The organism is Lactobacillus amylovorus DSM 20531 (assembly GCF_002706375.1).
GTDB classification, from domain to species: Bacteria; Bacillota; Bacilli; order Lactobacillales; family Lactobacillaceae; genus Lactobacillus; species Lactobacillus amylovorus.
The window spans coordinates 715,574-741,414 of sequence record NZ_CP017706.1 but is presented as its reverse complement, the minus strand read 5'-3'; the positions used below and the strand labels follow the sequence as shown (position 1 = coordinate 741,414).

Here is a 25,841-nt window from a genome sequence, read left to right as displayed (position 1 = left end):
AGTTCAAGCTGCTAGACGATAAGGAAAGCCAACTACTAATTTAACTTTTAGATTTCGTTTATCTTTTCTTCCTGGTCGAATGGGCGTTAAATAAAATGCCACATCTAGCAGTAATTGTGTGAAGTTTTTATCTGAATTATCACTTATACTAAAATATCGTCGCCAGATACAACAGGCCATTTTAAAATCTATTTGATATTGATATTTTCCCTGAGTATACGGTTTTGAGCTCGCAATTATTGATAAACTCACGGCATTATACATTGCAAAATGGGCGTATATTTCCATATAAACAAATTGATCTTTTTTAGAATGAAACTGTATGCCGCTTAAGTCATATTTAAGCTCCCTAAAAGAAGTTTCTATTCCCCAGCGAAGATGATAGATCTCTTTCATTCTAGCTAGAGGATATTCATTTCGATCTAAATTGGTGATGAGGACTTCCCACTCATCGTCTGAACCTGGTGGATTGATTCTAAACTTACAAACTCTAAATCTAACATCACACATATCCTCAAAATCCCAGCGTTGATCTCTGGTATTTTTAGAACGAACAGCTTTATAGTGATGCTTTTTGTGAAGAATCAGGTGAAGAAACTTTTCTGTATCTTTATGGGTGACATAATAATAATGTGACGAAGTTACTCTGCATGATAAGTCAATATCGTATTCATGATTCGACATAGCTACAATTTCTTTAAAAGCACCATCTCCGGATTTTGATCGCATAACATAGTGGCAATGTTTTAATCGATTGCAATTTTCAATTAAATTAAAGCTAATGTAGCCACGATCCATCAGGACTAGAAAATCTTTTTCTTGCTGGGCTAATTTCTTTATCATGGTTAAAGCTGCCTCACGTTCATCCATTTTTTGTCTAGGTTGGATAACCATGTCTAAATATAATTTATTCAAAACATCATAAAAAGCGTTTACATGTATCTGGCAATATTTTCTACCATCTTTGCCTTGAAAAATATTCTTTGATTTTGGATTAAAAGGCTGATCAAAATCGGAACCATCAATCGCTACAACTAAGTATTTGTCATCTAGTAATTGCGGTGCATTGTTTGCCTGACTAAGCTCAGCCATAATTTCTTTAAAGCATTCAGGCTTTAATTTAGCCTTTTGTTGTTCAAAAGCCGAAGCAGTCATTCTAGAATTTATGTCAGGAAAAGCATGAAAAATTTCCGAATTCAGGCTGCCAGCTCCCATGTTAAGAATTAACTTAATCAAATCAGTGGAATTGAGCTTACGACAGCGAGTAAAAGCTTGATCAGATACAGAGAAATCGTGAATGTTGTCAGCGATTTTATTGATAATACTATCCATCAGCTTTAAAATATTTGAGTGAAGGGATTTCATAAGAGGCACAGCTTTCTATGAAAGACCAGATAATATGACGAAAGTGAGCAGAAGGGCAAATAAACTCTGCTTACTTTTTATTTTAAAAAGAAAAAAGACCGAATCAAAATGATTCGATCTTTAAAAGCTGTCGATATAATGTCAATGTCTTAACTTAATGACATTGCAGATTTTGAACAGCTTTTTTCGGTAAATTAATTATTCACCTTTGATAACTTCAGTGCGTGGGTTCTTAGGACCTTTAGCCTTAGAAATTACGCCTTCTTCAGTTAACTTTTCGATTTGATCTGGATCGTAACCAAGTGAAGATAAGATTTCTTTGTTGTTTTCACCAAGGTCTGGAGCGCGTTTGTAATCAGGCTTGTAGTTAGAAAGAGTAAATGGTAAACCAATAGTCTTGAATTTGCCACGATTGCCACCTTGATCAATAGTGACAATTGTACCATCTGAGTTCAAGTCTGGATCATTTTCAAGTTCGTGCCAGTCAAGAACAGGACCAACTGGAATACCAGCTTTACCCAAAGTCTTGGTTAATTCATACTTGTCATAGTTCTTGGTGTAGCTTTCAATACACTTGTAAAGATCTTCTTTGTTTAATTGACGGTGTTGCCAATCTTGGAAGCGTTCATCGGTGATCCATTTTGGGTGACCCATTGTGTTGGCAATAGCTTCCCAGCTCTTGTTACTATTTTGAACAACAATGTATACGTAAGCGTTAGGATCAGTTTCCCAGCCCTTAGCCTTGTAAGTCCAACCAATAACTTGACCACCTTCGGTATTCTCAGCACGAGGAATAGCTTTGCCCCATTTGTAGTTAGGGTAAACAGCGTAGTGAGGTAAAGCACCTAAATTGTCCAACATAATTTGGTCACGTAACTTGATACGGCAAAGGTTCAATACAGCATCTTGCATTGATTGGTATACAAAAGTACCTTCACCAGTTTGTTCACGTTGAAGAAGGGCAGCTAAAATACCGATTGTTAAGTGCATTCCTGAGTTGGAGTCACCTAAAGCAGCTGCTGATTGAGTAGGTACATTGTTTTCACCCTTGTTCCAACCAGTAGCAGAAGCAGCACCACCAGCAGATTGAGCAACTGGTTCAAATGCCTTAACATTTTCAAAACGTGAGCCTTTGTTAAAGCCCTTCAATGAAGCATAGATCAACTTGGGGTTCATTGCATGCAATTTTTCCCAACCAAAGCCATTACGTTCGGCAGAACCAGGAGCGATGTTTTCAACAAAGACATCGGCCTTCTTGATTAAGTCGTACATAATCTTTTTACCTTCGTCAGTCTTGATATTCAAAGTCAATGACTTCTTGTTAGCATTTAATTGCAAGTAGTAAAGACTCCATGAATCTTGAATATCAAGCAATTCATTTCTAGTTGGGTCACCAGTGTTGGGACGTTCAATCTTGATAACGTCAGCACCGAGCCATGCTAAAAGTTGAGTACATGAAGGACCAGATTGTACTTGAGTCCGGTCAACAACCTTAATACCTTTTAAAGGTGCATATTTATTTTCTTCAGCCATTATTTATTCTCCTTTTCTTCAAGAGAACTTAAGTCCAACTTTGGGTTTAAGTTGCCAATGTGACCTGATTCTTTACCCATTGATGCTGGGATTTGAGCATCAATAATTGTTGGGTTGCCTGATTCGTATGCTTTTTCGAGGGCATCTTTCATTTCAGTGTAGTTATTTACACGGTAACTGTCACCGCCAAATGCCTTAGCAATGTCACCATAGTGAGCGTCGTGATCCAAGACAGTTGGGCCTGGTTGGTCAGGAACAACGTTAACATCACCGTTGTAAATACCACCGTTGTTAACAACAACGACAATAACAGGTAAGTGGTAACGGCAGATAGTTTCCATTTCCATACCGTCAAAACCAAAGGCTGAGTCACCTTCAAGGGCGATAACTGGCTTGCCAGTTTCAACGGCTGTAGCGATGGCGTAACCCATGCCGACACCCATAACACCCCAAGTACCAGTGTCAAGACGGTGACGAGGTTTTTGCATGCTGATTAAGTTACGACCAATGTCCAAGGTGTTAGCACCTTCACTTACTATATAAGTATCTGGATGTTTTTGAAGAAGGTCATTAATAGGTTCGATTGCACTGTAGTAACCTAAAGTTGGCTTAGCTTCTGAAGCAGAGATTCTCTTAGCAAATTTAGTGTTGTTCTTTTCACTTTCGGTCTTAATTTGATCAAGCCAATCTTGCGGTGCCTTGACACCAGCGTCAATAACAGCAGAATTGAATTTTTGCATTACTGACTTAATGTCACCTTGTAATGGAGCATCAATCTTTCTGTTGGAATCAAATTCAGTTGCATCAATATCAACTTGAATGAATTTAGCATCTGGGCTGAATAATGGTGAACCACCATTTGAAAGCATCCAGTTAAGACGAGCGCCAACCAGAAGAACAACGTCGGCTTGACCAAGTGTAAATGAACGAGCGGAGGCAGCAGATGCTGGTGAGTCGTCTGGAACAACACCCTTAGCCATTGACATTGGTAAGAATGGAATGTTGGTCTTAGTAACTAATTCTCTGATTTCATCTTCAGCTTGAGCATATGCGGCACCTTTACCAAGAAGAAGTACAGGGTGCTTAGCATTATTTAATAATTCAACGGCACGGTTAATTGCTTCGTCTGATGGTAATTGCTTTGGTGCTGGATCTACTACTTTGTAGATGTTGGCATCTGACTTTTGTGCAACAGTGTCGCTAACAGTTGCTGCAGGAAGGTCCAAATAAACACCACCTGGACGGCCACTAACTGCTGTTCTAACAGCACGAGCAACGGCTAAGCCCATATCTTCTGCACGATCAACACGGTAAGCTGCTTTACAGAATGGTTTAGCAACGTTGTATTGATCAAGACCTTCGTAATCTCCACGATCAAGGTCGATAATGTGACGATCAGATGAACCTGAGATCATAATTAATGGGAAACAGTTCTTAGTAGCTTGTGCTAAAGCTGTTAAACCATTTAAAAATCAAGGAGCGGATACAGTTAAAGCTACGCCAGGTTTACCTGTAATAAAACCAGCAGCTGCTGCTGCATCTACGGCTGAGTCTTCACGTCTAAATCCATAAAATTTCATACCCTTTAGTTCAGCTAAACGGGCAAAATCGGTAACTGGAATACCTACAACACCATACATATTGTTTAATCCATTGGCTTGTAAAGCATCGATTAAAAGTGCTGCACCAGTGAGTGATGTATTATCAACCACGATAAATCCTTCTTTCAAAAATAAAAAATGCTTATAACCTCACATTCAAGATCAAGATACACCTCTTAAAAATAAGATACAAGCAATTATAGAAATAAGCTGCGTTATTTATAATACATGTATAATAAGGCAAAAAAACACTATAACTATTTAGTTATAGTGGCTGTCTTTTATTCAAAGTTATCTAGTTCTTCGATAGCCTTTCCCCAGTTGTTGTTAGCAGTATCTAGTTGCTTTTGAATCTCGTCTAGTTGTTCTTGAAGAGGTCCCAATTTATCAAAGTTAGAAGCAATCTCTGGGTTAGCCATTTCGTTTTGAATATCTTTTTCTTTAGCTTCTAAGTCTTCGATTTCTTTTTCCGCTTGATCGATTGCTCGTTGCAATTTTCTCTTTTGCGAATCACGCTGTTTTTGTTCCTGGTAAGAAAGCTTTTGTTCACTAACTGCCTTTACAGGTTCCGCATCTTCAGTTGCGCTAGCTGTGGCATTAGCTTGCTTTGCTTTTTCATCAAGGTAGTAAGAATAGTTACCATTATAAATCTTGGCATGACCATCTCTAACTGAAACGATCTTATTGGCAAGTTGGTTAATGAAGTAACGGTCGTGGGATACAAAGAGCAAAGTACCATCAAAGTCCTTCAATGCTTTTTCAAGTACTTCTTTAGCTTCAATATCCAAGTGGTTGGTTGGTTCGTCCATTAGTAAGAAATTGTCATGTTCAAGTGACAAGACAGTTAAAGTTAAACGCGCCTTTTGACCACCAGATAATTGTCCAACTGTTTTATCGATATCTTTAGCCGTAAATAAGAAACTGGCCAAAATTGAACGAACGTCACGTTCTGGCATAGTCTTATGACGATCCCAAACGGTGTCCAAAACAGTCTTAGATGGATCGAGTCCTTGCAATTCCTGGTCGTAGTAACCAATGTCTAACGAAGCACCATACTTGATTGAACCGCCTTTTGGCTTCAGCTGCTTCATAATTGTCTTCAGTAAAGTAGATTTGCCGATTCCGTTAGGACCGATGACGGCGACACGATCACCTTTATTTACTTGGAAGGAGATGTCACTCACCATCGTTTTTTCAGGATAGCCAATAGTTAAATCATTAAAGATTAAAACTTCCTTACCAGATGGACGTTCGCTACTAAAGTGAATACGCACCTTGTTCTTATGCTTAGGCGGCTTGATGCGATCGATCTTTTCTAGCTTCTTGCGGCGACTTTGTGCTCTCTTAGTAGTTGTGGCACGAACCAAGTTCTTTTGAATGAACTCTTCATCTTTCTTGATTTCAGCTTGTTGTTTTTCGTAAGCAGCTTCTTGATCTTTATCACGTTGTTCACGCTGCATTACGTAGGCAGAATAATTACCTTTAAAAGTAGTCAGCTTACCAAATTGCAACTCAAAAATTTGTGTTGCCAAATGATCCAAAAAGTATTGGTCGTGGGATACTACTAAAATGGCGCCGCTGTAGTTCTTTAAAAAGCCTTCCAGCCAATCAAGCGTATCTAGGTCCAAATAGTTGGTTGGTTCGTCTAGTAAGAGCAAGGCAGGCTTACGCAAAAGCAACTTAACGAAGGCTAATCTGGTTTTTTCACCACCAGATAAACTACCAATGCGTTTTTGCCAAGTATCTTCAGGAAACTTAAAGCCGTTAAGGATACTCTTGATATCTGATTGGTAAGTATAGCCACCTTTTTGTTCAAAATTGAACTGCTTTTGGTCATATTGCTTTAGTAAGTCCTGATCTTCAGGATGGTCTGCAATTTGTTGCTGCATGTTGGTTAATACTTTGCCTTCTTTGATTAAAGGAGCAAAAACGGATTCCATTTCATCCCAGATAGTTTTGTCTTCGTCTAAAGCATTTTCCTGGGCGATATAACCTACATCAATACCTTTATTAACGGTAAATTCACCACGAGTAGGTTCTTGTTCGCCTGTCATAATTTTTAATAGGGTAGTTTTACCAACCCCATTAGGGCCAACTAAGCCGATTCTTGCATTTGAATCGATTGAAAAAGTAACATTCTTAAATAACGTGTTGGCACCAAATTGTTGTTCTAAATCGTGTCCTTGTGCAATAATCATAATTTTTCACCTAATCATTATTCTATCATATGATGCAAGCCTAATATTACTGGTTTTCTCATGTCAATATGTGAAAAAGTGTATCTTTGTGAAAAAGATACTTGCACAAAAGGCATAATAACAGTTATGATAGTAGTGATTGATTGTACATTCACAAACATGGAATAAGTTTGGAGGGCTTCAAATGGAAAAAATAAAGATTCCAAAGGCAACAGCCAAAAGATTACCATTATATTACCGTTATTTGCTGATTTTGAATGAAGAAGGCAAAGATAAGGTTTCATCAACTGAATTGTCAGAAGCTGTTCAAGTTGATAGTGCCTCAATTAGAAGAGACTTTTCTTATTTTGGCGCATTAGGTAAACGTGGATATGGCTACGACGTTAAGAACTTGCTTACATTCTTCAAGAAGATTTTGAATCAAGACACATTGACTAATGTTGCCTTGATCGGTGTAGGTAACTTGGGACGTGCCTTGTTAAATTACAACTTTAAACGTAGTAACAATATTAGAATTTCATGTGCTTTTGATATTAATAAGGAAATCACTGGTCGTATTTTAAGCGGTGTTCCCGTTTATGACATGGACGATTTAAAGCAACAATTGAGTGACCAACAAATTTCAATTGCAATTTTAACCGTTCCTTCAACTGCAGCGCAAAAGACAACTGATGAAATGGTAGATGCTGGTGTAAAGGGAATTATGAACTTTACTCCAATTAGATTGTCTGCTCCAGCTAATGTCCGTGTACAAAACGTAGATTTAGCCACTGAATTACAAACACTGATCTACTTCTTAGACAGCGATAAAGAAAATTAATGCCAAAACAAAAACGACTGAGATTCAACTCAGTCGTTTTTTTATGCGGTCGTTTCACTTTTAATTAGTTTTACAGGCAATGTGTAGTTCATTTGCTTTAGCTCTTCGTCGGGATGTGCAATTCGCTTTAAAAGCAAATCCACTAATAATGTAGCAATATCGTGAATAGGTTGGGCGATGGTGGTTAATTCAGAATGATAAGTCTGAATCAATTTAGTGCCATCAAAGCCGATTACTTTTAATTCCTTAGGGACTTTAATACCTAATTTTTTAGCTTCTTGTAAAACCAAGATAGCAGTTAAATCGTCAGTGCAAACTACGCCATCAGGATGGTTTTCAACTAACATGTCATGAATTTGCATATTTTTAATGTTAGAAGAATCAGAAAAAGCGACAGAACGAATATGTGGTTTTAAGTCATGCTTTTTCACTTCATCGAGATAGGTATCCAATCGTTCATCGGTAGGATTGCCTTTTTTATGTTCATTACCCAAAAAGTAAATCTTTTTACAGCCGGCTTGAATTAAATCATGCATGGCTAATTTGATACCTTGGTAGTTATCACAACTTACGATAGGGACATTATCAGATAATTTACGGTCAAAAGAAACAATTGGCAAACCTAATTGCTTATATTCTTCAATCCCCAAGTTGTGTGCACCTGCGATAATACCATCAACTTGATTGGCTTGGAGCATGCGTAAATATTCATGCTCTTTTTCTTTATCACGACTAGCGTTGCACATGATAACTTTGTAGCCTTTTTTGAATAATTCTTCTTCGATGTTTTGCACTAGTTCCGCAAAAAATGGATTAATAATACCAGGGAAAATCAATCCAACTAGATTCATTCTTTTACCTTGAAGAGAGCGGGCAACAGAATTGGGTTGATAATTTAGCTTTCGCATTGCCGCAAAAACTTTATCTTTGGTTTTTTGACTTAAATAGCCATGGTTGTTGATTACACGTGAAACCGTAGTAACTGAACAACCTGCTTCTTTGGCAACATCGCTTAATTTAGCTGCCATCTATATCACCTTAATCTAAAGAATAGTTTTCATTTGCCATAATTTACCATTATAGTGTGTCTTTTGTGCAAATGCGAATTTAGTATTGTTTTGATCTGCAAAATAACGACCGGTTAAAACTTCTTCGCCGTGGTTCACGAAAATTTCAATTAATGAATGATCAATAAAGATGTTTAACTTTAAGTCAGTGTTAGCTTCAAAGTTAGCTTGTCTAGTTTCACCATAATCGACAGAAACTTTTTGACCAGCGTTAGAACGATCAAGAATTAAAGTTCCGTTTTCAGTGTCGAAATCAAGTTTAAGGCCGCTAGTTAAATTATCGTTTGCGGCAAGGTAAAGACTGCCTTTTTGACCAGCTTTAATTGTGAGTTCAGCTTCATATTGTTGACTAGCTTTGTTTTCGTCTGAAATTTCTTTTTCATTGTAACGAAGTTCTTGCATAGCAGAAACAGGTTTTTGCATTAACTTACCATCTTTGATAGATAATTTTTTGACTTGACTAAGGCAGTTGGCCCAGTTTTCATTATCGGTTGGGTAAGTGGTATCTGGTAAACCAACCCAGCTGATTTCATAGACTTTGCCATTAGGTGCGTTAAATGCTTGGGTAGCGTAAACGTCGAAGCCTTTGTCCAAATTGTGCAATTTACCAGGATTGATTAATTTATGATTTTTAAAATCAATGTCGTCGGCAATGATGTACATGTTAGGGTAAATGTCATCGTAGTCGGCAATCTTCTTGTCTAAGCCTTGAGGGCAGAAAATTACAACAACGTGGCCATCGACTCTAACAATGTTAGGACATTCGATCATGTAACCTAAGTCATCTGTGCCCATGTCTAAGAAGCCTAGTTCTTCCCAATTCTTTAAATCCTTTGATTTCCACACATCAATATGACCATGTTTTTCAGCTTTGTCTTGTGCACCCAAAATAGCGTAGTAGGTGTCGTTTTGCTTTAAAATTTGTGGGTCGCGGAAGTGTTCAGTAATGTGGTCAGGATTCTTAAATAAGATAGTTTTATCAGCAACCTTCCCATTTTTGTCCATCCAAGCACCAACTTGATAAGGGATGCGAACCCAATTTTCATCGCGGTGGTTACCTGTGTACATTAGGAATAATTTGCCGTCAATTTCACGAGCAGAACCTGAGTATGCCCCGTGAGAATCAGCCATTGTATCGGGTTCAACAGCTAAGCCTAAGCTTTCCCAGTTAACTAAATCTGATGATTTAAAGTGAACCCATGACTTTAAGCCGTGAACAGCACCAAATGGATATGATTGATAGAAAAGATGATATTCACCATTAAAGTAAGAAAAACCATTTGGATCGTTGATTAACCCAGAAATTGGATGTAAGTGATAGTGCATTTGGTAAGGGGAATTGGCTGCTTGTGCTTGCAAATGAAGTAAAGTATCGGCATCCCATTTACTATAAGGTAAGTAACGTTTTTCTCTTGTCCATTCCATAATAAAAGCCTCCATGTAAGCGTTATCTTTATATGATATTTTAGTAGATTATAAAAAAATGTCAAACGATTATCATATTTTTCATATTGGTATTTACTACAATAATGCCTTATTTATCCATAATAAAAACTATAAGTAAAAATAAAATATAGAAATTTATGTCAAGCGATTGACATATTTTTGAATGCGTTATCATAATTAGTGAAATGATAATAAAGCGCTTACATGGGAGGAAACAAATATGGACCACAGAAAGGTGGCTGAACGAGTAATTAAAGACGTGGGCCGCGACAATATTATCGCTGGTGCTCACTGTGCTACTCGTTTGCGTTTAGTTTTAAAAGATGACTCAAAGGTTGATCAAAAAGCATTGGACAACGATCCAGATGTTAAAGGCACATTTAAGACTAATGGCCAATATCAAGTTATTATTGGGCCAGGGGATGTTAATGACGTTTACGACGAATTCATTAAAATCACAGGTCTTAAGGAATTATCAACCGATGATTTAAAGAAGGTAGCAGCTGAAGGCCAAAAGAAGAATCCAATCATGGACTTCATTAAGCTTTTGTCTGACATCTTCGTTCCAATTATTCCAGCCTTATTTGCTGGTGGTTTGTTGATGGCTTTGAACAACTTCTTGACTTCACCAGGACTATTTGGTCCTAAGTCAGTTGTTCAAATGGCTCCAAACATTGCCGGAATGTCAGAAATGATTCAGGTAATGTCAGCCGCTCCATTTATCTTCATGCCAATTCTAGTTGGTATGTCGGCGGCTAAACGGTTTGGTGCCAACCAATTCTTAGGTGCAACAATCGGTATGATTATGACTACACCTGGACTTCAAGGTGCTAACCACTTCTGGAACATCTTCGGTTTGCACGTTGCTCAAACCAACTACCAATACCAAGTTATTCCAGTTTTAGTAGCTGTTTGGGTATTATCAATTTTGGAAAAATTCTTCCACAAGCACTTACCATCTGCAGTTGACTTTACCTTTACGCCACTTCTTTCAATTATGATTACTGGTTTCTTGACTTTCACAATCATTGGACCAGTATTCAAGGGCGTATCTGACGCTATTACTAATGCAATCGTATGGCTTTACAACACTACTGGTGCCTTTGGTATGGGTATCTTTGGTCTTACTTACTCAGCAATTGTTACTACTGGCCTTCACCAAAGTTTCCCAGCTGTTGAAACTCAACTTTTGGCAGCCTTTGCTAAGAACCCAGCAAGTTCTGGTGACTTTATCTTCGTTACTGCATGTATGGCTAACGTTGCACAAGGTGCCGCAACTTTCGCAGTTTACTTCTTAACTAAGAACGAAAAGATGAAGGGTTTGGCAAGTTCATCAGGTGTTTCAGCACTTCTTGGTATTACTGAACCAGCACTTTTCGGTGTTAACTTGAAGTACAAGTTCCCATTCTTCTGTGCCTTAATTGGTTCAGGTGTGGCTGCTGCATTTGCTGGCTTGATGCACGTAACTGCTGCAGCTCTTGGTTCAGCTGGTTTCTTAGGATTCCTTTCAATTTATCCAAAGACTATCCCAATGTGGGTTGTCTCAGTTGCAATTAGTTTTGCAGTTGCATTCATTCTTACTTATGTTTACGGTAAGGGTCACTTGAAGGAAGAAGTTGCAAGTCAAGACGTACCAGTAAATGACGCAACTACTCAAGCTGAAGAAAATCAAAAAGCAGAAAAAGTTTCAAAAGAACAATTATCATTAAAGGATGAAGTTATTGCTTCACCAGTTGACGGTACTCCAGAAAGCTTAACTAAGGTTAACGATCAAGTATTCTCAGCTAAGTTGATGGGTGACGGTGCTGCAGTTATTCCAAGTGATGGTACTATTTACGCACCAGTAACTGGTACTGTAACTATTGCTTACGAAACTAAGCACGCATATGGTATTAAGTCAGATGATGGTGCTGAAGTTTTAATCCACATCGGTCTTGATACTGTAAACCTTAAGGGTGAACACTTCGAAAGCTTTGTAAAGCAAGGCCAACGTGTTCAAAAGGGTGACAAACTTGGCAGCGTTGACTTAGATGCTGTCAAGAAGGCAGGCTAAGATACTACTGTAATGGTAGTAATTACTAACACTGCCAACTATGCAAATGTTCAACGTATTACTGATGCAGGCGACAAGCATGGTGATAAGTTAATCGCTGTTACAGCTCGTAATTAATCGTTGATATCTTATTCCTTAAAACAATTAACAATAAAGAAAAACGCTCAAGAGATAATCTTGGGCGATTTTTCATGTTAAATAATATAATTGATTAAAAATTCTAAATTGTTAGAAGGAAAAATTATGACGATTGGTGATGCTTTAAGAAAAGAAAGAGAAAACTTGGATTTGACGCAAAAAGAAATGGTGGAAGGAACATCTATTTCTGTATCTCATTATTCTAAGATTGAAAATGATATTCAGGACATAAAGGCAAAAGACTTATTTGAATTATTAGATGCTAGAAAAATCGATGTTAATAATTTTAGAAAAAAGATTATTGATAAAAAACGGAATAGTTTAAATGAACTAGCAGATCAGTTAACTAAAGCTTTTTATAAGCCAGATATTAAATTGGCTAAGGCAGTAAAAGAACAATTAGCCGATTTTTCTGATGCGGAAGAGTTACAAATTCGGGCTGAATTAGTAGTTGCAGTTTTGACTAATAATTTAAAAGAAACCAAGCAAGAACTAAGCGCAAAGTTAATTAATTATTTTGAAAGGGATGCTACCTGGATGGATGATCCAGATATGTTGAGAATTATTGGAAATTCTACTAGAGTAATTGATTTTAACTTCTTAGCTACCTTGATGAATAAATTGTTGGTGAAATATCAAAAGATAGATCAATATCCATTAGATACACAAAAGCGTATTGGCAATATTTTCGTTAATTATTTGCATGTTTTATATGATTATCGTGCTAAAAGAATGGCTCGAAAATATATCAATTTTTTACAAAATTTACCGGGAATTCCTGAATTGACCTTAGATAAGCTGATGGGTGATTATTATGATGCTGTTTTTTTCAAGAATGAAAAGGAATTGGCACAAACTTTAAGCGTATTAAAACGAGTTGTCCCTAAGATAGTAAGTGGACTACCAGAGAAATAGTTTCCATTTGGAAAACAAGATCAAGGTTTGGTAAAGGAAGTATCTAATTAAAAAGATAATGGTTAGTATCAAAGGTGTGAGAAAAGAAGGAAGGTATAGATATGGATATATTGGTAACACCAGTAATTTCTACAATTATTGGTTTGATGTGGCTTGTGTAAAACTGGAAGGAAGAATTATTATGATTGAAGCACAAGTACAATTATTACACACTTTGAAGATGCCGTATGCTAGAGTGGTACAAAAAGGAAACATTGGTGAAACGTATGTGTACGCTTTACAGATGTATAAAAATCAAACTTTAGTAAGTAGAATTCGAAATGATCAAGAATACTTAAGTTTCCCGTCACCTCAAACTTGGTTGACAGGTACTGCGAGTGGTCATACTCAGACATGGGAATATGCTACAAAAAATAATTGGTTTGTGGGTGTGAAGCCTAATGAACGAGTTACTGAGGGAATTAAATGGAGTACTCAGATTGCTCGAATGAAATTTGGAGAGAGTTATGACAAAAATACTCAATTACCTCGGTTATCTCAGTTAGTTGAAGCAACAGATGCCAATTGGCATGGTCAACACTTATTGAGAGTAGAAGCCGCAGCAACTCCTAATTATGATAAGTTACTGATCGCAGGTATTTGGAATAATTATTCAGGTCATTTTGCTTTGTATAATTTAGATTCAATTAATAGTAAATTGAATTCTTATGGTACAACACCAGTTCCAATAAATGTATTTGATAAAGAGAAGAATGCATTTCACATTGATAACTTTTTTAATGGCGGCAGTGGAGATACGTATATCGATTCTGTACAAGGATTTGATATCGATAATAACTGGAATATTTATGTTACTTGTCAAAAATCTACCACTATAGAAAGTGACATTCATCCTAAGATTGTAAAAATTCCGTGGGGATCTTCGTCTAATAATAATGGTCAAGCCTTCTCATTAAATGGTATAGTAGATAATAATTATTATACAGAGTTAGAAAGTATTCAAATTACTGGAACTGGAAACGTATATGTGACAGCATCGTACCATGATAAATATGATGCTAATAACACAGTTGTAGAAAGTAGAATATATCAAGTGTTTGGTATCTTATAAAGGTGACTATTGAATGAAACATTCTAAAAAGTATTTGAACTTTTACATTGCGGTACTTATGGTGGTGAGCTTCCTCTGTTTCTTCTCACAAAATACATCAGCTGCAACTTATACTGGTACATTGAATCATAATACTTATGTATATGATAAAAGTGGTAAACGTAAGACTTCCTACAAGAAATTGTTTAAGGGAGAAAAAGTTACGTTAGTTGGTAACTTAACATCTAAAACGGTAACTAATCCATATACTAGTATGCCTTATACTAGAAGCCAGTATGATGGACTTCCGGTTAATGCACCATTCTACTTTTTTGTAAACGATTATGGTCAACCAAAAAAGATGTGTTATGTTTCATATCGCATGATTAAAAAGCAGCCATACTATAACATGGGGCAAGGTAATTATGTTAAAGCAGCCAATGTGGGCCATATAGGTAAATACGCAGTTTACGCTACAGAATTAACTTTGACTGTTAAGCGTGATGCTCATCTGTATAATTATGCGGGTAATCCAATTTCTCAGATGGTTAAAAAGGGGCAAAAAGTCAGAGTTGATGCTTTACTCAATTTGAAAAACTATAATGTTTCTAGCAGGGTTTATTGCTTCTACCGGATCAAAGGAACACAAACTTATATCTATGCAAATGATACAAAACGTCCAAGAATTGATTTGCAGTTTGCGGAAACTATAGAGAATAGACAAAAAGAACAGGATAGGCTACACAGTAAAAACTAATATGAAGAAAATCGCTCAAGAAACAATCTTGAGCGATTTTTCATGTTATGCTACAAAAAAGAAGGTGGATAATCATGAATGTAAAAAGAAATCGAACTTGGTTATTGTTCATTGCTTGCATCATTTTGAGCATAGTTTTTATCTTTTTTAGTGGAGTGAAGAATGTTACTAAAAGTTATGGCATAGTTTTGCTCATCTTTTCAATTTTGCCCATTATTCCGGCAATTCTATTAACGGCCAAAATAAAACTGCCACGCATTTTTACTAGTGGTTTAACTTTTATTTTCTATTTGCTTTAGATGGTTTCGCTAGGCTTTAACTACTACCTACAAAGTTGGACAGGAATCGTCTTCATAATTATTCTAGTCATCTTTTTCATGCTTTTGGGGATGCTTGTTGCCTTGATTAGAACTTTGTGCAGTCGGAAAAATGGCAAATATTACTTTACCGATGAAGAAGCAAATAAAACATATGAATATACCAGCTTTGGTAAGGCTTATAAAAAGCAATTATCTTATACCTTGGTCGAAGGACTATGGGATGCATTATTTTCTTCAATTTTTGATTGGTTTTAAAAAATGACCGCTTACTTCAATTTTGTGACCACTTAGTTGAATTAGCTAGTTTTTCTTAATAAAACGCGGTGTAATAGGATTATAGAAATGAAGGGGATGAAAAAAATGAAGGTTAAATTAGAAATTGATCCTGATAACCAGGAATCGGAAGTAATTATCAAAGCTAATAAAATTACTCCAGAACTAGAGCGAATTTATCGTAAATTGCAAGATGAATCATCTCATCCTGATCAAATTACTGGAGTAAAGGATGACAAAGCATATTATCTCGATATAAATCAGATTCTATTCTTTGAAACTGCTGATAAACAGGTAATGGCACATACTATAAATCATAGCTATGCTGTGAAATACAAGTTGTATGAATTAGAAAATTTGCTTGGCGGACAATTTATGCGAGTATCTAAATCAACAATTCTTAACTTAGATCAGATTTATGCTTTGACTAAATCAATTTCTAATTGCCAGATTCAATTTCATCATTCTTACAAAACCGTTTATGTTTCTAGACGTTACTACCGCGAATTAAAAGATAAATTAAACGAAAGAAGGACTTACTAATGAAAGCTAAGTGGAGTCGAATTTTCTGGGGCGTTGGGTTAATTGCAGCTGCCGTGTTCTTAGTAATTGACCAGTTACATTTATTACCATTTACGATAGGTTTCTGGGCGATCTTTTGGACAGTAGTTTTTGCAGCTAGTTTAATTACTTCAATAATAAATAAAAATTTATATGGGTCTATTTTTTCAATTGCATTTTTATTAATTATTTATGCTAAGCCACTTCATATTGCAGCGCTTGCTCCGTGGACTATTTTGCTTGTCGCATTTCTAATTTCTGCTGGAATTAGTTTGATTTTTAGAAAAAGTTTCAAGCCGACAGTGATTATTAATGGTAAAAAAGTGGATGCTAACTGGTCAGATTTGAAAAATAAAACTTTTGACTCAGACAATGTGATCACTGATAGCAGCTTCGGTGTTGATAGTGATAATGTGGTGATCAGTGGAAAAATGTCAGAAGCTTCACGCTATATCCATTCACAAAATTTAAAGACTATTACTATTGATTCTACTATGGGCGAAGTTAGCGTTTATTTAGACGGTGCTAAAGCTGCAGGAGATGAAGTAATTATGAACGTTAATACTTCAATGTGTGACGTTAATGTTTATATTCCTAGTGATTGGCAAGTTGAAAATAATATGCAAAATAGTTTGAGCGATGTCGATATTGATCACAGCAAGGGAACTGGCACCAAGTTGATCTTACAGGGTAGAAATACCATGGGAGATTTAACTGTTAAACATGTAAAAGATTAAGAAAATTCAAAATTAGCACTCATTATAAAAAAGTGCTAATTTTTTCTTGCTTTTTTTTGGTAAACGGGTTATTATCATATTTGTAAGTTAGCACTTGATAAATAAGAGTGCTAATCAATTAATAATGATTTTAAACTTTTAAAAAGAAGAAAATAAGTTATAAGGGGGACTAAACGTGTTACAACCAATCGGTGATCGTGTAATCGTTAAAGTTAAAGAAGAAGAAGAAAAGACAGTTGGCGGCATCGTTTTAGCATCAAATGCTAAGAAGAAGCCAATTGAAGGCGAAGTTGTAGCTGTCGGTGAAGGTGCTTACGCATCAAACGGCGAAAAGATTCCTATGGTCGTTAAGAAGGGCGACGTAGTTATCTACGACAGATATTCAGGCACTAACGTTGAATACGAAGGCGAAAAGTATTTAGTTCTTCACGAAAAAGACATTTTAGCAATTGAAAAGTAATTAAAGGAGCGGATATAGAATATGGCAAAAGATATTAAATTCTCAGAAAATGCAAGACGTTCCCTTTTAAAGGGTGTTGACAAGTTAGCTGATACTGTTAAGACCACTATTGGTCCTAAGGGTAGAAACGTTGTTTTGGAACAAAGCTACGGCAACCCAGATATTACTAACGATGGTGTTACTATTGCTAAGTCAATTGAATTAAAAGACCACTACGAAAACATGGGTGCTAAGCTTGTTGCTGAAGCTGCACAAAAGACTAACGACATTGCCGGTGACGGTACTACTACTGCAACTGTTTTAACTCAAGCAATTGCTCGTGAAGGTATGAAGAACGTTACTGCTGGTGCTAACCCTGTAGGTATTCGTCGCGGTATTGAAAAGGCTACTCAAGCTGCCGTTGATGAATTACACAAGATCAGCCACAAGGTTGAATCAAAGGACCAAATCGCTAACGTAGCTGCTGTTTCATCAGCATCTAAAGAAGTTGGTGACTTAATCGCTGACGCTATGGAAAAGGTTGGTCACGATGGTGTTATCACTATTGAAGATTCACGTGGTATCAACACTGAACTTTCAGTAGTTGAAGGTATGCAATTCGATCGTGGTTACTTATCACAATACATGGTAACTGACAACGACAAGATGGAAGCAGATCTTGACAACCCATACATCTTGATCACTGACAAGAAGATTTCTAACATCCAAGACATTTTGCCACTTCTTCAAGAAATCGTTCAACAAGGTAAGGCTTTGTTAATCATTGCTGACGATGTTTCTGGTGAAGCTCTTCCAACTCTTGTATTGAACAAGATCCGTGGTACTTTCAACGTTGTTGCTGTTAAGGCTCCTGGCTTTGGTGACCGTCGTAAGGCTCAATTACAAGATATCGCTGCTTTGACTGGTGGTACAGTAATTACTGATGACTTAGGTCTTGAATTGAAGGATGCTAAGATTGATCAATTAGGTCAAGCTCGTCGTGTAACTGTAACCAAGGACTCAACTACTATTGTTGACGGTGCTGGTTCAAAGGACGCTATCCAAGAACGTGAAGATTCAATCAGAAAGCAAATTGAAGAATCAACTTCAGACTTTGACAAGAAGAAGTTGCAAGAACGTCTTGCAAAACTTACTGGTGGTGTAGCTGTTATCCACGTTGGTGCTGCTACCGAAACTGAGCTTAAGGAACGTCGTTACAGAATCGAAGATGCCTTGAACTCAACCCGTGCTGCTGTTGACGAAGGTTATGTTGCTGGTGGTGGTACTGCTTTGGTAGACGTAGAAAAGGCTATCAAGGACCTTAAGGGTGACACTCCAGATGAACAAACTGGTATCAACATTGTTTTAAGAGCACTTTCAGCACCAGTTCGTCAAATTGCTGAAAACGCAGGTAAAGACGGTGCCGTTGTATTGAACAAGCTTGAAAACCAAGAAAACGAAGTTGGTTACAACGCTGCTACTGACAAGTGGGAAAACATGGTTGACGCAGGTATCATTGACCCAACTAAGGTAACTCGTACCGCTTTACAAAACGCTGCTTCAATTGCTGCATTACTCCTTACTACTGAAGCTGTTGTTGCAGAAATTCCTGAAGAAAAGCCAGCTGCTCCACAAGGTGGTGCAGGTGCCGGCGCCCCAGGAATGGGTATGTAATTTAGAAACTAATTTCTGATAAAAGAATAAAACTCTCACTCTAGTTCAAATCCAAATAAATACTTAAATAGACTTCGAAGTTGAGCAAAAAAGTTCAGCTTCGAAGTTTTTCTTTTATCTTCCTTTATAGCGTATAATAATTACCAGTGATCAAGCATAGGAATAGAAAAGAGATTGTATGGCAAAAGCAAGTACGACTCCAATGATGGAGCAATATTACGAAATTAAAAAGCAATATCCTGATGCCTTTCTTTTTTATCGTGTCGGAGATTTCTACGAACTTTTCGAAGACGATGCGGTTAAGGGCGCTCAGATTCTTGAATTAACTTTAACACACCGTTCAAATAAAACTAAGAATCCAATTCCGATGGCTGGTGTACCTCATTTGGCCGTTGATACTTATGTAAATACTTTGGTTGAAAAGGGATATAAGGTTGCACTTTGCGAACAGCTCGAAGATCCTAAAAAAGCTAAGGGCATGGTAAAGCGTGGCATTATTCAATTGGTAACTCCAGGTACCATGATGAATGAAGGTCCCAATGATGCTAAGGATTCTAACTATTTAACTTCAGTAGTGACTACTAAGAGTGGCTTTGGCTTAGCCTACAGTGATTTATCAACTGGTGAAATTTATGCGACACATTTGAAGAGCTTCGAAGCTGTTTCTAATGAACTTTTATCATTAAGAACACGCGAAGTTGTTTACAATGGTCCTTTGACTGAACAAAATAAGGACTTTATGCATAAGGCTAATATCACCGTTTCCGCGCCTACGCCAATTGAAGGCGAACATGCCGAGATTTCTTATGTTGAACAAAATTTAACCAATAAGGCAGAAAAAGAAGCTACGCGTCAACTGGTAGGCTATCTTTTATCTACCCAAAAGAGAAGCTTAGCCCACTTGCAAATTGCTAAGAGCTACGAAGTAAACCAATACTTACAGATGTCGCATACTGTTCAAAATAATTTGGAATTAGTTGCATCTGCTAAAACTGGTAAAAAAATGGGCTCGCTTTTCTGGGTTCTTGATAAAACTCATACGGCAATGGGTGGGCGTCTGCTTAAGCAATGGTTAGCTCGACCACTGCTCAATGTGGATGAGATCAATCACCGTGAAGAAATGGTGCAAGCTCTGCTTGATGGTTACTTCACACGTGAAAATGCGATTGATGCGTTGAAGGGCGTTTATGACCTAGAGCGTTTAACTGGTCGAATTGCCTTTGGCAATGTTAATGCACGTGAACTTTTGCAATTATCCCGCTCACTTCAAGCTGTGCCTGTAATTTTGGATGCTTTGAACCAATCAGATAGTCAAGTGCTAGAAGATTTTGCCCAAAAGATTGATCCATTAAAGGGCGTAGCAGAAATGATTTCAACGACTTTGGTTAAGGATCCACCAATTTTGACTACAGAAGGTGGCTTAATTCGCGAAGGCGTTGATAAGCAACTGGACCGCTACAAGGATGCCATGAATAATGGTAAAAAGTGGTTAGCTCAAATGGAAGCTGACGAACGACAAAAGACCGGTATTGATAACTTGAAAGTTGGCTATAACAAGGTCTTTGGCTATTACATTCAAGTATCTAATGGTAATAAGAGCAAGGTGCCACTGGATCGCTACACGCGTAAACAGACTTTGACCAACGCTGAACGTTACATTACGCCAGAGTTGAAGGAACACGAAAATTTAATCTTGGAGGCGCAAACTCGTTCAACTGACTTGGAATATGACTTGTTCGTTAAATTACGTGAGGAAGTTAAGAAGTATATTCCTGCCTTGCAAAAATTGGGTGGGCAACTTGCAGCCTTAGACGTTTACTGCGGCTTTGCGACCGTAGCTGAACAAAATAATTACTGCAGACCTCACTTCCATACCGATAATCAGGATATCGATGTGGTTAATGGCCGCCACCCAGTAGTTGAAAAAGTTATGACTGCTGGTTCCTACATCCCTAACGATGTCAAAATGGATTCAGCTACCAACATTTTCTTGATTACTGGTCCTAACATGTCTGGTAAGAGTACCTACATGAGACAAATGGCTTTAATCGCAATCATGGCGCAAGTGGGCTCCTTTGTCCCAGCTGATAGTGCTGATTTGCCAATATTTGATCAAATCTTTACTCGAATTGGTGCTGCCGATGACCTGATTTCTGGTCAAAGTACCTTCATGGTTGAAATGAGCGAAGCAAACGATGCTTTGCAATATGCAACTAAACGCAGTTTGGTTCTCTTTGACGAAATTGGTCGTGGTACTGCAACTTACGATGGTATGGCTTTAGCTGGGGCGATCGTTAAGTATCTGCATGATAAAGTAGGAGCTAAGGCATTATTTGCGACCCACTACCATGAATTAACTGCACTTGATGAGACACTAGATCATTTAAAGAACATCCACGTTGGTGCGACTGAAGAAAATGGCAAGCTGATCTTTTTGCACAAAATTTTACCAGGACCAGCCGACCAAAGTTATGGTATTCACGTTGCCCAACTTGCTGGTTTACCACGTGCCGTATTGCGTGAAGCAACCAAATTATTAAAACGTCTTGAAGCACAAGGCAGTGAACTTGCTCCAGTTAGTCAGCAATTAGACTTATTCGCAGAGCCTGTGGATAGTTCAGATGAGGAAGAGCAAGTACAAAATGACAAGCCAGCTATGACCGATGCGGAACAAGATGTGCTTGACGATATTTCTAATCTTTATTTGGCCGATAAGACACCACTTCAAATTATGCAAATGGTAGCGGATTGGCAAAAAGACTTGAAGGATGATAACTAATTATGCCTAAAATTCATGAATTATCTGAAACTTTAACCAATCAAATTGCGGCAGGTGAAGTTATTGAACGTCCTGCCAGCGTAGTTAAAGAATTGGTGGAAAACTCCCTTGATGCTGGAGCCACCCGAATCAGAGTAGATTTTGTGGATGCAGGATTAAAGCAAATTGTAGTACAGGACAACGGTACAGGAATTGAACGTGATCAAGTTGACCTGGCTTTTACGCGTCATGCGACTAGTAAAATTAGCAACGAGCATGATCTGTTTAAAGTTTCGACTTTAGGCTTTAGAGGTGAAGCTCTGGCTTCAATTTCCGCGGTAAGTCACGTAGAAATTTTAACGGCAACAGACGGAGCAATTGGTACAAGAGCTACTTTTAGTGGCGGCAATAAAAAAGGTCAAGAAGATGCGGCATCGCAAAAAGGGACCAAGATTACGGTGCAAGATCTGTTTTTCAACACGCCAGCGAGATTGAAGTATCTGCGCAGTCCACGAACCGAAATCATGAAGATTGTGGATATTATTAATCGCTTAGCATTAGGTTATCCACAAGTATCTTTTGCCTTGTCGAATACGGGTAAAATTTTACTCAGAACAACTGGCAATGGTAATTTAAAACAAACTGTTGCCAATGTTTATGGGCGCCATATTGCGGAAAAAATGGAAGACATTGAGGCAGAAGATACTGATTTTAAAGTTACGGGCTTAATTTCTAAACCAGAATTGACTCGTTCAACCCGCAACTTTATTTCAATTCTGCTTAATGGACGTTATATTCGAAACTTCCAACTGAATACAGCAATTATGGATGGTTATGGCTCCAAACTTGAGGCGCGGCATTATCCAATTGCTGTTGTGTCTATTAAGGTCGATCCTTTGTTAGTCGATGTAAATGTGCATCCCACTAAGCAAGAGGTACGTTTATCTAAGGAAAAAGAACTTAGTCGATTGATTACAACTGCAATCAGTAATGCACTTGTGGAAAAAGTTGAGCAAACTAGTGCATTTGCCAATCTAGAAAATAAGCGTGAAACATTAGTAGACCAATTGCAATTTAACTTGAATCAAGATGTAGTAAATACAGAACGTAAAGAAGTACCAGAAATTCATGATCAGGTAGAAAAACCAAAATTTAAGGCTGCTAAGGAAACTGAAAAAGAAGATACCGAGGGAACTGGCAAATACGTTGATCTAAACATTCCGCGTGAAAATGACAAATACATTATCACCAAAACCTGGGATCAAAATGTAGAAGAGCAGCAAAAACTTACGCCTTTTGGTGCCTCTTCTGCTAATCAAGAGGTGATTTCCAGCGGGGATGAAGTTTTAGCCAACAATTTGCCACGTCTAGCCTATGTTGGTCAAACCGATACCTACATCATTGCAGAGAATGAAGGGGATCTGTTCTTGATCGATCAGGTTGCAGCTAGAAGAAGACTGCAATTTGAAAAAACATATCAGATACTAGCTTCTAAAAAAATTGTGCAGCAGGGACTGCTTACGCCAATTGTCTTAGAATTCGGTAATCTAGATTTTATCCAAATTAAAGATAAGCTGGAGCAGATTAAACAGATTGGCATTTACTTAGAAGAATTTGGTCAAAATAGTTTTATTGTGCGTTCATATCCAACTTGGATTCATGAAAATATCGAAGAAACGATTCGCCAAATCTTAGATAGTTATCTGAATTTGGATAAGGGTCAATCTGAGAATCTGTTTAAACGTGTAGCTGAGATGGAAGCCAAACATGCAGTAACGGGGAAAATCGATTTGTCTGCCGCAGAAGCAAAACAAATTATTAGTGATTTGCGCAAAACGGCTGATCCATATCATGATGCCTCAGGGCGTCTAGTTTTGGTCCGCATGAGCCAAAATGAATTAAAAAAGATGTTCAAAAGGGATGATTAATAATGTATGAATATTTTGAAGGAATAATTTCCGTCATTACGCCAAGCTATATCGTAGTAGATGTTAACGGAGTGGGCTATAAGGTGTATAGTCCAACGCCATTTGCTTATACTCAAGGACAAAAGGCCAAGGTTTATATCGAACAAGTTGTGCGTGATACCGGCATTACTTTATATGGTTTCCAGAGTCAAGATGACAAAGGACTTTTCCTTAAGTTGCTTAGTGTAAGCGGCATTGGTCCTAAGAGTGCCATGGCAATTATGGCAGCCGAAGACAGCAATTCCTTAGCTGAAGCAATTGAACAAGGTGAAGTTAAATACTTAACTCGCTTCCCTGGTGTGGGCAAAAAGACCGCCTCACAGATTGTGCTTGATCTAAAGGGGAAGTTAGGCGACTACGTTGCTCGTCTTGATCGTAAGGATAACGATGAAGAAATTTCTCCAGCATTAAATGATGCATTATTAGCATTAATTGCTTTGGGCTATACCCAAAAAGAAGTTGACCGTATTACGCCTAAGTTAATCGAGGTCGATGCCGATACAGCAGATCAATATATTAAAAAAGGTTTAGCATTGCTGCTTAAGAAGTAGTTCTTGTTATAATAGTACAAGCAATGGATTTTTAATAAGGAAGTGAAACTGGTGGCAGAAAAAGATGATGCAGTAACTTCAGGACAAGTTGAAGGCTCTGAAGAAGAAGCAATGGAATTATCTTTGAGACCGCAAACTTTGGACCAGTATTTGGGCCAAGAGCGTGTTAAAAAAGAAATGTCCATTTATATTAAAGCCGCAAAACAACGTGATGAGGCATTAGATCACGTTTTGCTATATGGACCACCGGGTTTAGGTAAGACGACATTAGCTTTTGTAATTGCCAATGAATTGGGCGTTAACTTAAAGAGTACTAGTGGCCCGGCAATTGAAAAAGCCGGCGATTTGGTAGCATTGCTATCTGATCTTGATCCAGGCGATGTCTTATTTATCGATGAAATTCATCGTCTTGCTAAACCGGTTGAGGAAGTCCTTTATTCCGCAATGGAGGACTACTACATTGATATCGTAATTGGTGAAGGGCAAACTACGCACGCAGTTCACGTGCCGCTTCCACCATTTACTTTAATTGGGGCAACGACACTTGCTGGACAGTTATCTGCTCCTTTGCGTGACCGTTTTGGAATCGTGGAGCACATGCAGTATTACACTGTTGACGAATTGGAAAAGATTGTGCAACGTTCAAGCGATGTTTTCCATACTTCAATTGCGCCAGAGGCTGCGAATGAACTAGCTCGTCGTTCACGCGGAACGCCCCGTGTAGCTAATCGCTTGTTAAAGCGTGTACGTGATTTTGCGGAAGTAAAAGGCGAAAAGACGATCTCGCTTGCCACTACCGAAAATGCATTAAAGCAGCTGCAGGTTGACGATGAAGGGCTAGATCAAACTGACCGTAAATTGTTAAGAACCATGATTGAGGGCTATAATGGTGGCCCTGTTGGTATTAGAACTTTGGCCGCAAATATTGGTGAGGATATGGAGACGATTGAGTCACTCTATGAACCATATTTGCTTCAACATGGTTTTATTTTATTAACGCCCCGTGGCAGAATGGTGACCGATAAGGCATATTTACAGTTAGGTTTGCCTATTCCGGGTGATAAATAGCAAAATTTTCTGTATAATGGATATATTATATTGAAAAATTTAATAGTTTTATGAGGTGAAAAATTTGAATACTGTATTTTTAGCAAACGCTGGCGGTGCTGCCGGCAACAACTGGATGATGATCATCTTATTCATTATTTTGATTGGTTTTACTTACTTTGGTATGATCCGTCCACAAAAGAAGCAACAACAACAAAGATTGCAAATGATGGATAAGTTGAAGAAGGGCGACGAAGTTATTTTAGTAGACGGTTTGCACGCAAAGATTGACAAGATCAACAGTGATAAGACTGTTGTTGTTGATGCAGACGGCATTTACTTAACTTTCGAAAGAATGGCTATTCGTCGTGTATTGCCAGCTGCTGCTAAGCCAGCAGCTCCAGCCGAAGCCGCAAAGCCAGCCGAAGCTGCTAAACCAGCAGAACCAGCTAAGCCTGCTTCTTCAGATGAAGCTAAAAAAGAAGATAAATAATTGACCAACAAAAAGCGCAAAATAACGCGCTTTTTATT

General features: G+C 37.8%; 19 protein-coding genes and 2 pseudogenes. 15 read left to right on the top strand and 6 right to left on the bottom strand.

The features are described 5' to 3' along the window. Nucleotides 1-3 precede the first annotated feature (3 nt). The 4 genes and pseudogenes from LA20531_RS03845 to LA20531_RS03830 form a co-directional block, all read right to left on the bottom strand. Nucleotides 4-1,365 (bottom strand): IS4 family transposase, encoded by a 1,362-nt coding sequence (locus tag LA20531_RS03845; RefSeq protein ID WP_099202230.1) that lies wholly within the window; start codon nt 1,363-1,365, stop codon nt 4-6. A 198-nt stretch (nt 1,366-1,563) separates the two neighbouring features. Beyond that, nucleotides 1,564-2,898: a formyl-CoA transferase gene (gene frc, locus LA20531_RS03840; protein ID WP_056940169.1), complete on the bottom strand. Its 1,335-nt coding sequence runs from the start codon at nt 2,896-2,898 to the stop codon at nt 1,564-1,566. Further along, nucleotides 2,898-4,610: pseudogene (gene oxc / locus LA20531_RS03835) on the bottom strand (oxalyl-CoA decarboxylase). Before oxc ends, frc begins: the two are co-directional and overlap by 1 nt. A 170-nt stretch (nt 4,611-4,780) precedes the next feature. Next, nucleotides 4,781-6,697 carry an ABC-F family ATP-binding cassette domain-containing protein gene (locus LA20531_RS03830; RefSeq protein ID WP_056940168.1) on the bottom strand — a complete coding sequence of 639 codons (1,917 nt, stop codon included), beginning with the start codon at nt 6,695-6,697 and terminating at the stop codon, nt 4,781-4,783. A 184-nt stretch (nt 6,698-6,881) separates the two neighbouring features. On the opposite strand from LA20531_RS03830, the gene LA20531_RS03825 reads away from it, so the two are divergent. After that, nucleotides 6,882-7,517 carry a redox-sensing transcriptional repressor Rex gene (locus tag LA20531_RS03825; RefSeq protein WP_013437215.1) on the top strand — a complete coding sequence of 212 codons (636 nt, stop codon included), beginning with the start codon at nt 6,882-6,884 and terminating at the stop codon, nt 7,515-7,517. Nucleotides 7,518-7,558: 41 nt separating this feature from the next. On the opposite strand, the gene LA20531_RS03820 is transcribed toward LA20531_RS03825, so the two are convergent. Next, entirely contained in the window at nt 7,559-8,545 is a 987-nt protein-coding gene (locus tag LA20531_RS03820; protein WP_056940167.1) for a LacI family DNA-binding transcriptional regulator, read from the bottom strand. 15 nt (nt 8,546-8,560) lie between these two features. After that, a complete protein-coding gene (locus LA20531_RS03815; protein WP_013437217.1) occupies nt 8,561-10,009 on the bottom strand; it encodes a sucrose-6-phosphate hydrolase in 1,449 nt (482 codons plus the stop codon). A 241-nt stretch (nt 10,010-10,250) separates the two neighbouring features. Between LA20531_RS03815 and LA20531_RS03810 the strand changes: the two are divergent. From LA20531_RS03810 to yajC, 14 genes and pseudogenes are all read left to right on the top strand, one after another. Then, a pseudogene (locus LA20531_RS03810) lies at nt 10,251-12,200 on the top strand (sucrose-specific PTS transporter subunit IIBC). Nucleotides 12,201-12,326: 126 nt separating this feature from the next. Next, nucleotides 12,327-13,136 carry a helix-turn-helix domain-containing protein gene (locus tag LA20531_RS03805; RefSeq protein ID WP_013437219.1) on the top strand — a complete coding sequence of 270 codons (810 nt, stop codon included), beginning with the start codon at nt 12,327-12,329 and terminating at the stop codon, nt 13,134-13,136. Between the two features lie 58 nt (nt 13,137-13,194). After that, a complete protein-coding gene (locus LA20531_RS03800; RefSeq protein WP_056940166.1) occupies nt 13,195-14,247 on the top strand; it encodes a helveticin J family class III bacteriocin in 1,053 nt (350 codons plus the stop codon). A gap of 13 nt (nt 14,248-14,260) precedes the next feature. Beyond that, a complete protein-coding gene (locus tag LA20531_RS03795; protein ID WP_013437221.1) occupies nt 14,261-14,983 on the top strand; it encodes an SLAP domain-containing protein in 723 nt (240 codons plus the stop codon). A gap of 299 nt (nt 14,984-15,282) precedes the next feature. Beyond that, nucleotides 15,283-15,558, top strand: coding sequence for a hypothetical protein (locus LA20531_RS03785; protein ID WP_041810363.1), 276 nt, complete (start codon nt 15,283-15,285; stop codon nt 15,556-15,558). A 105-nt stretch (nt 15,559-15,663) separates the two neighbouring features. Continuing rightward, the gene (locus tag LA20531_RS03780) at nt 15,664-16,119 is read left to right on the top strand and encodes a LytTR family DNA-binding domain-containing protein (protein WP_014565570.1); all 456 of its coding nucleotides are present in this window, start codon (nt 15,664-15,666) and stop codon (nt 16,117-16,119) included. After that, entirely contained in the window at nt 16,119-16,874 is a 756-nt protein-coding gene (locus LA20531_RS03775) for a LiaF transmembrane domain-containing protein (RefSeq protein WP_013437225.1), read from the top strand. The genes LA20531_RS03780 and LA20531_RS03775 overlap by 1 nt, the downstream gene beginning before the upstream one ends. A 175-nt stretch (nt 16,875-17,049) precedes the next feature. Further along, nucleotides 17,050-17,334: a co-chaperone GroES gene (gene groES, locus LA20531_RS03770; protein ID WP_013437226.1), complete on the top strand. Its 285-nt coding sequence runs from the start codon at nt 17,050-17,052 to the stop codon at nt 17,332-17,334. Nucleotides 17,335-17,355: 21 nt separating this feature from the next. Further along, nucleotides 17,356-18,987: a chaperonin GroEL gene (gene groL, locus LA20531_RS03765; RefSeq protein WP_013437227.1), complete on the top strand. Its 1,632-nt coding sequence runs from the start codon at nt 17,356-17,358 to the stop codon at nt 18,985-18,987. A gap of 202 nt (nt 18,988-19,189) precedes the next feature. After that, nucleotides 19,190-21,766, top strand: a complete 2,577-nt coding sequence (gene mutS, locus LA20531_RS03760; RefSeq protein ID WP_099202370.1) for a DNA mismatch repair protein MutS — start codon at nt 19,190-19,192, stop codon at nt 21,764-21,766. Between the two features lie 2 nt (nt 21,767-21,768). Next, nucleotides 21,769-23,673, top strand: coding sequence for a DNA mismatch repair endonuclease MutL (mutL, locus tag LA20531_RS03755; protein WP_056940164.1), 1,905 nt, complete (start codon nt 21,769-21,771; stop codon nt 23,671-23,673). Between the two features lie 2 nt (nt 23,674-23,675). After that, nucleotides 23,676-24,263 (top strand): Holliday junction branch migration protein RuvA, encoded by a 588-nt coding sequence (gene ruvA / locus LA20531_RS03750; protein WP_013437230.1) that lies wholly within the window; start codon nt 23,676-23,678, stop codon nt 24,261-24,263. Nucleotides 24,264-24,314: 51 nt separating this feature from the next. Next, nucleotides 24,315-25,331, top strand: coding sequence for a Holliday junction branch migration DNA helicase RuvB (gene ruvB, locus LA20531_RS03745; protein ID WP_056940163.1), 1,017 nt, complete (start codon nt 24,315-24,317; stop codon nt 25,329-25,331). 64 nt (nt 25,332-25,395) lie between these two features. Continuing rightward, a complete protein-coding gene (gene yajC, locus LA20531_RS03740; protein ID WP_056940162.1) occupies nt 25,396-25,803 on the top strand; it encodes a preprotein translocase subunit YajC in 408 nt (135 codons plus the stop codon). Nucleotides 25,804-25,841 lie beyond the last annotated feature (38 nt).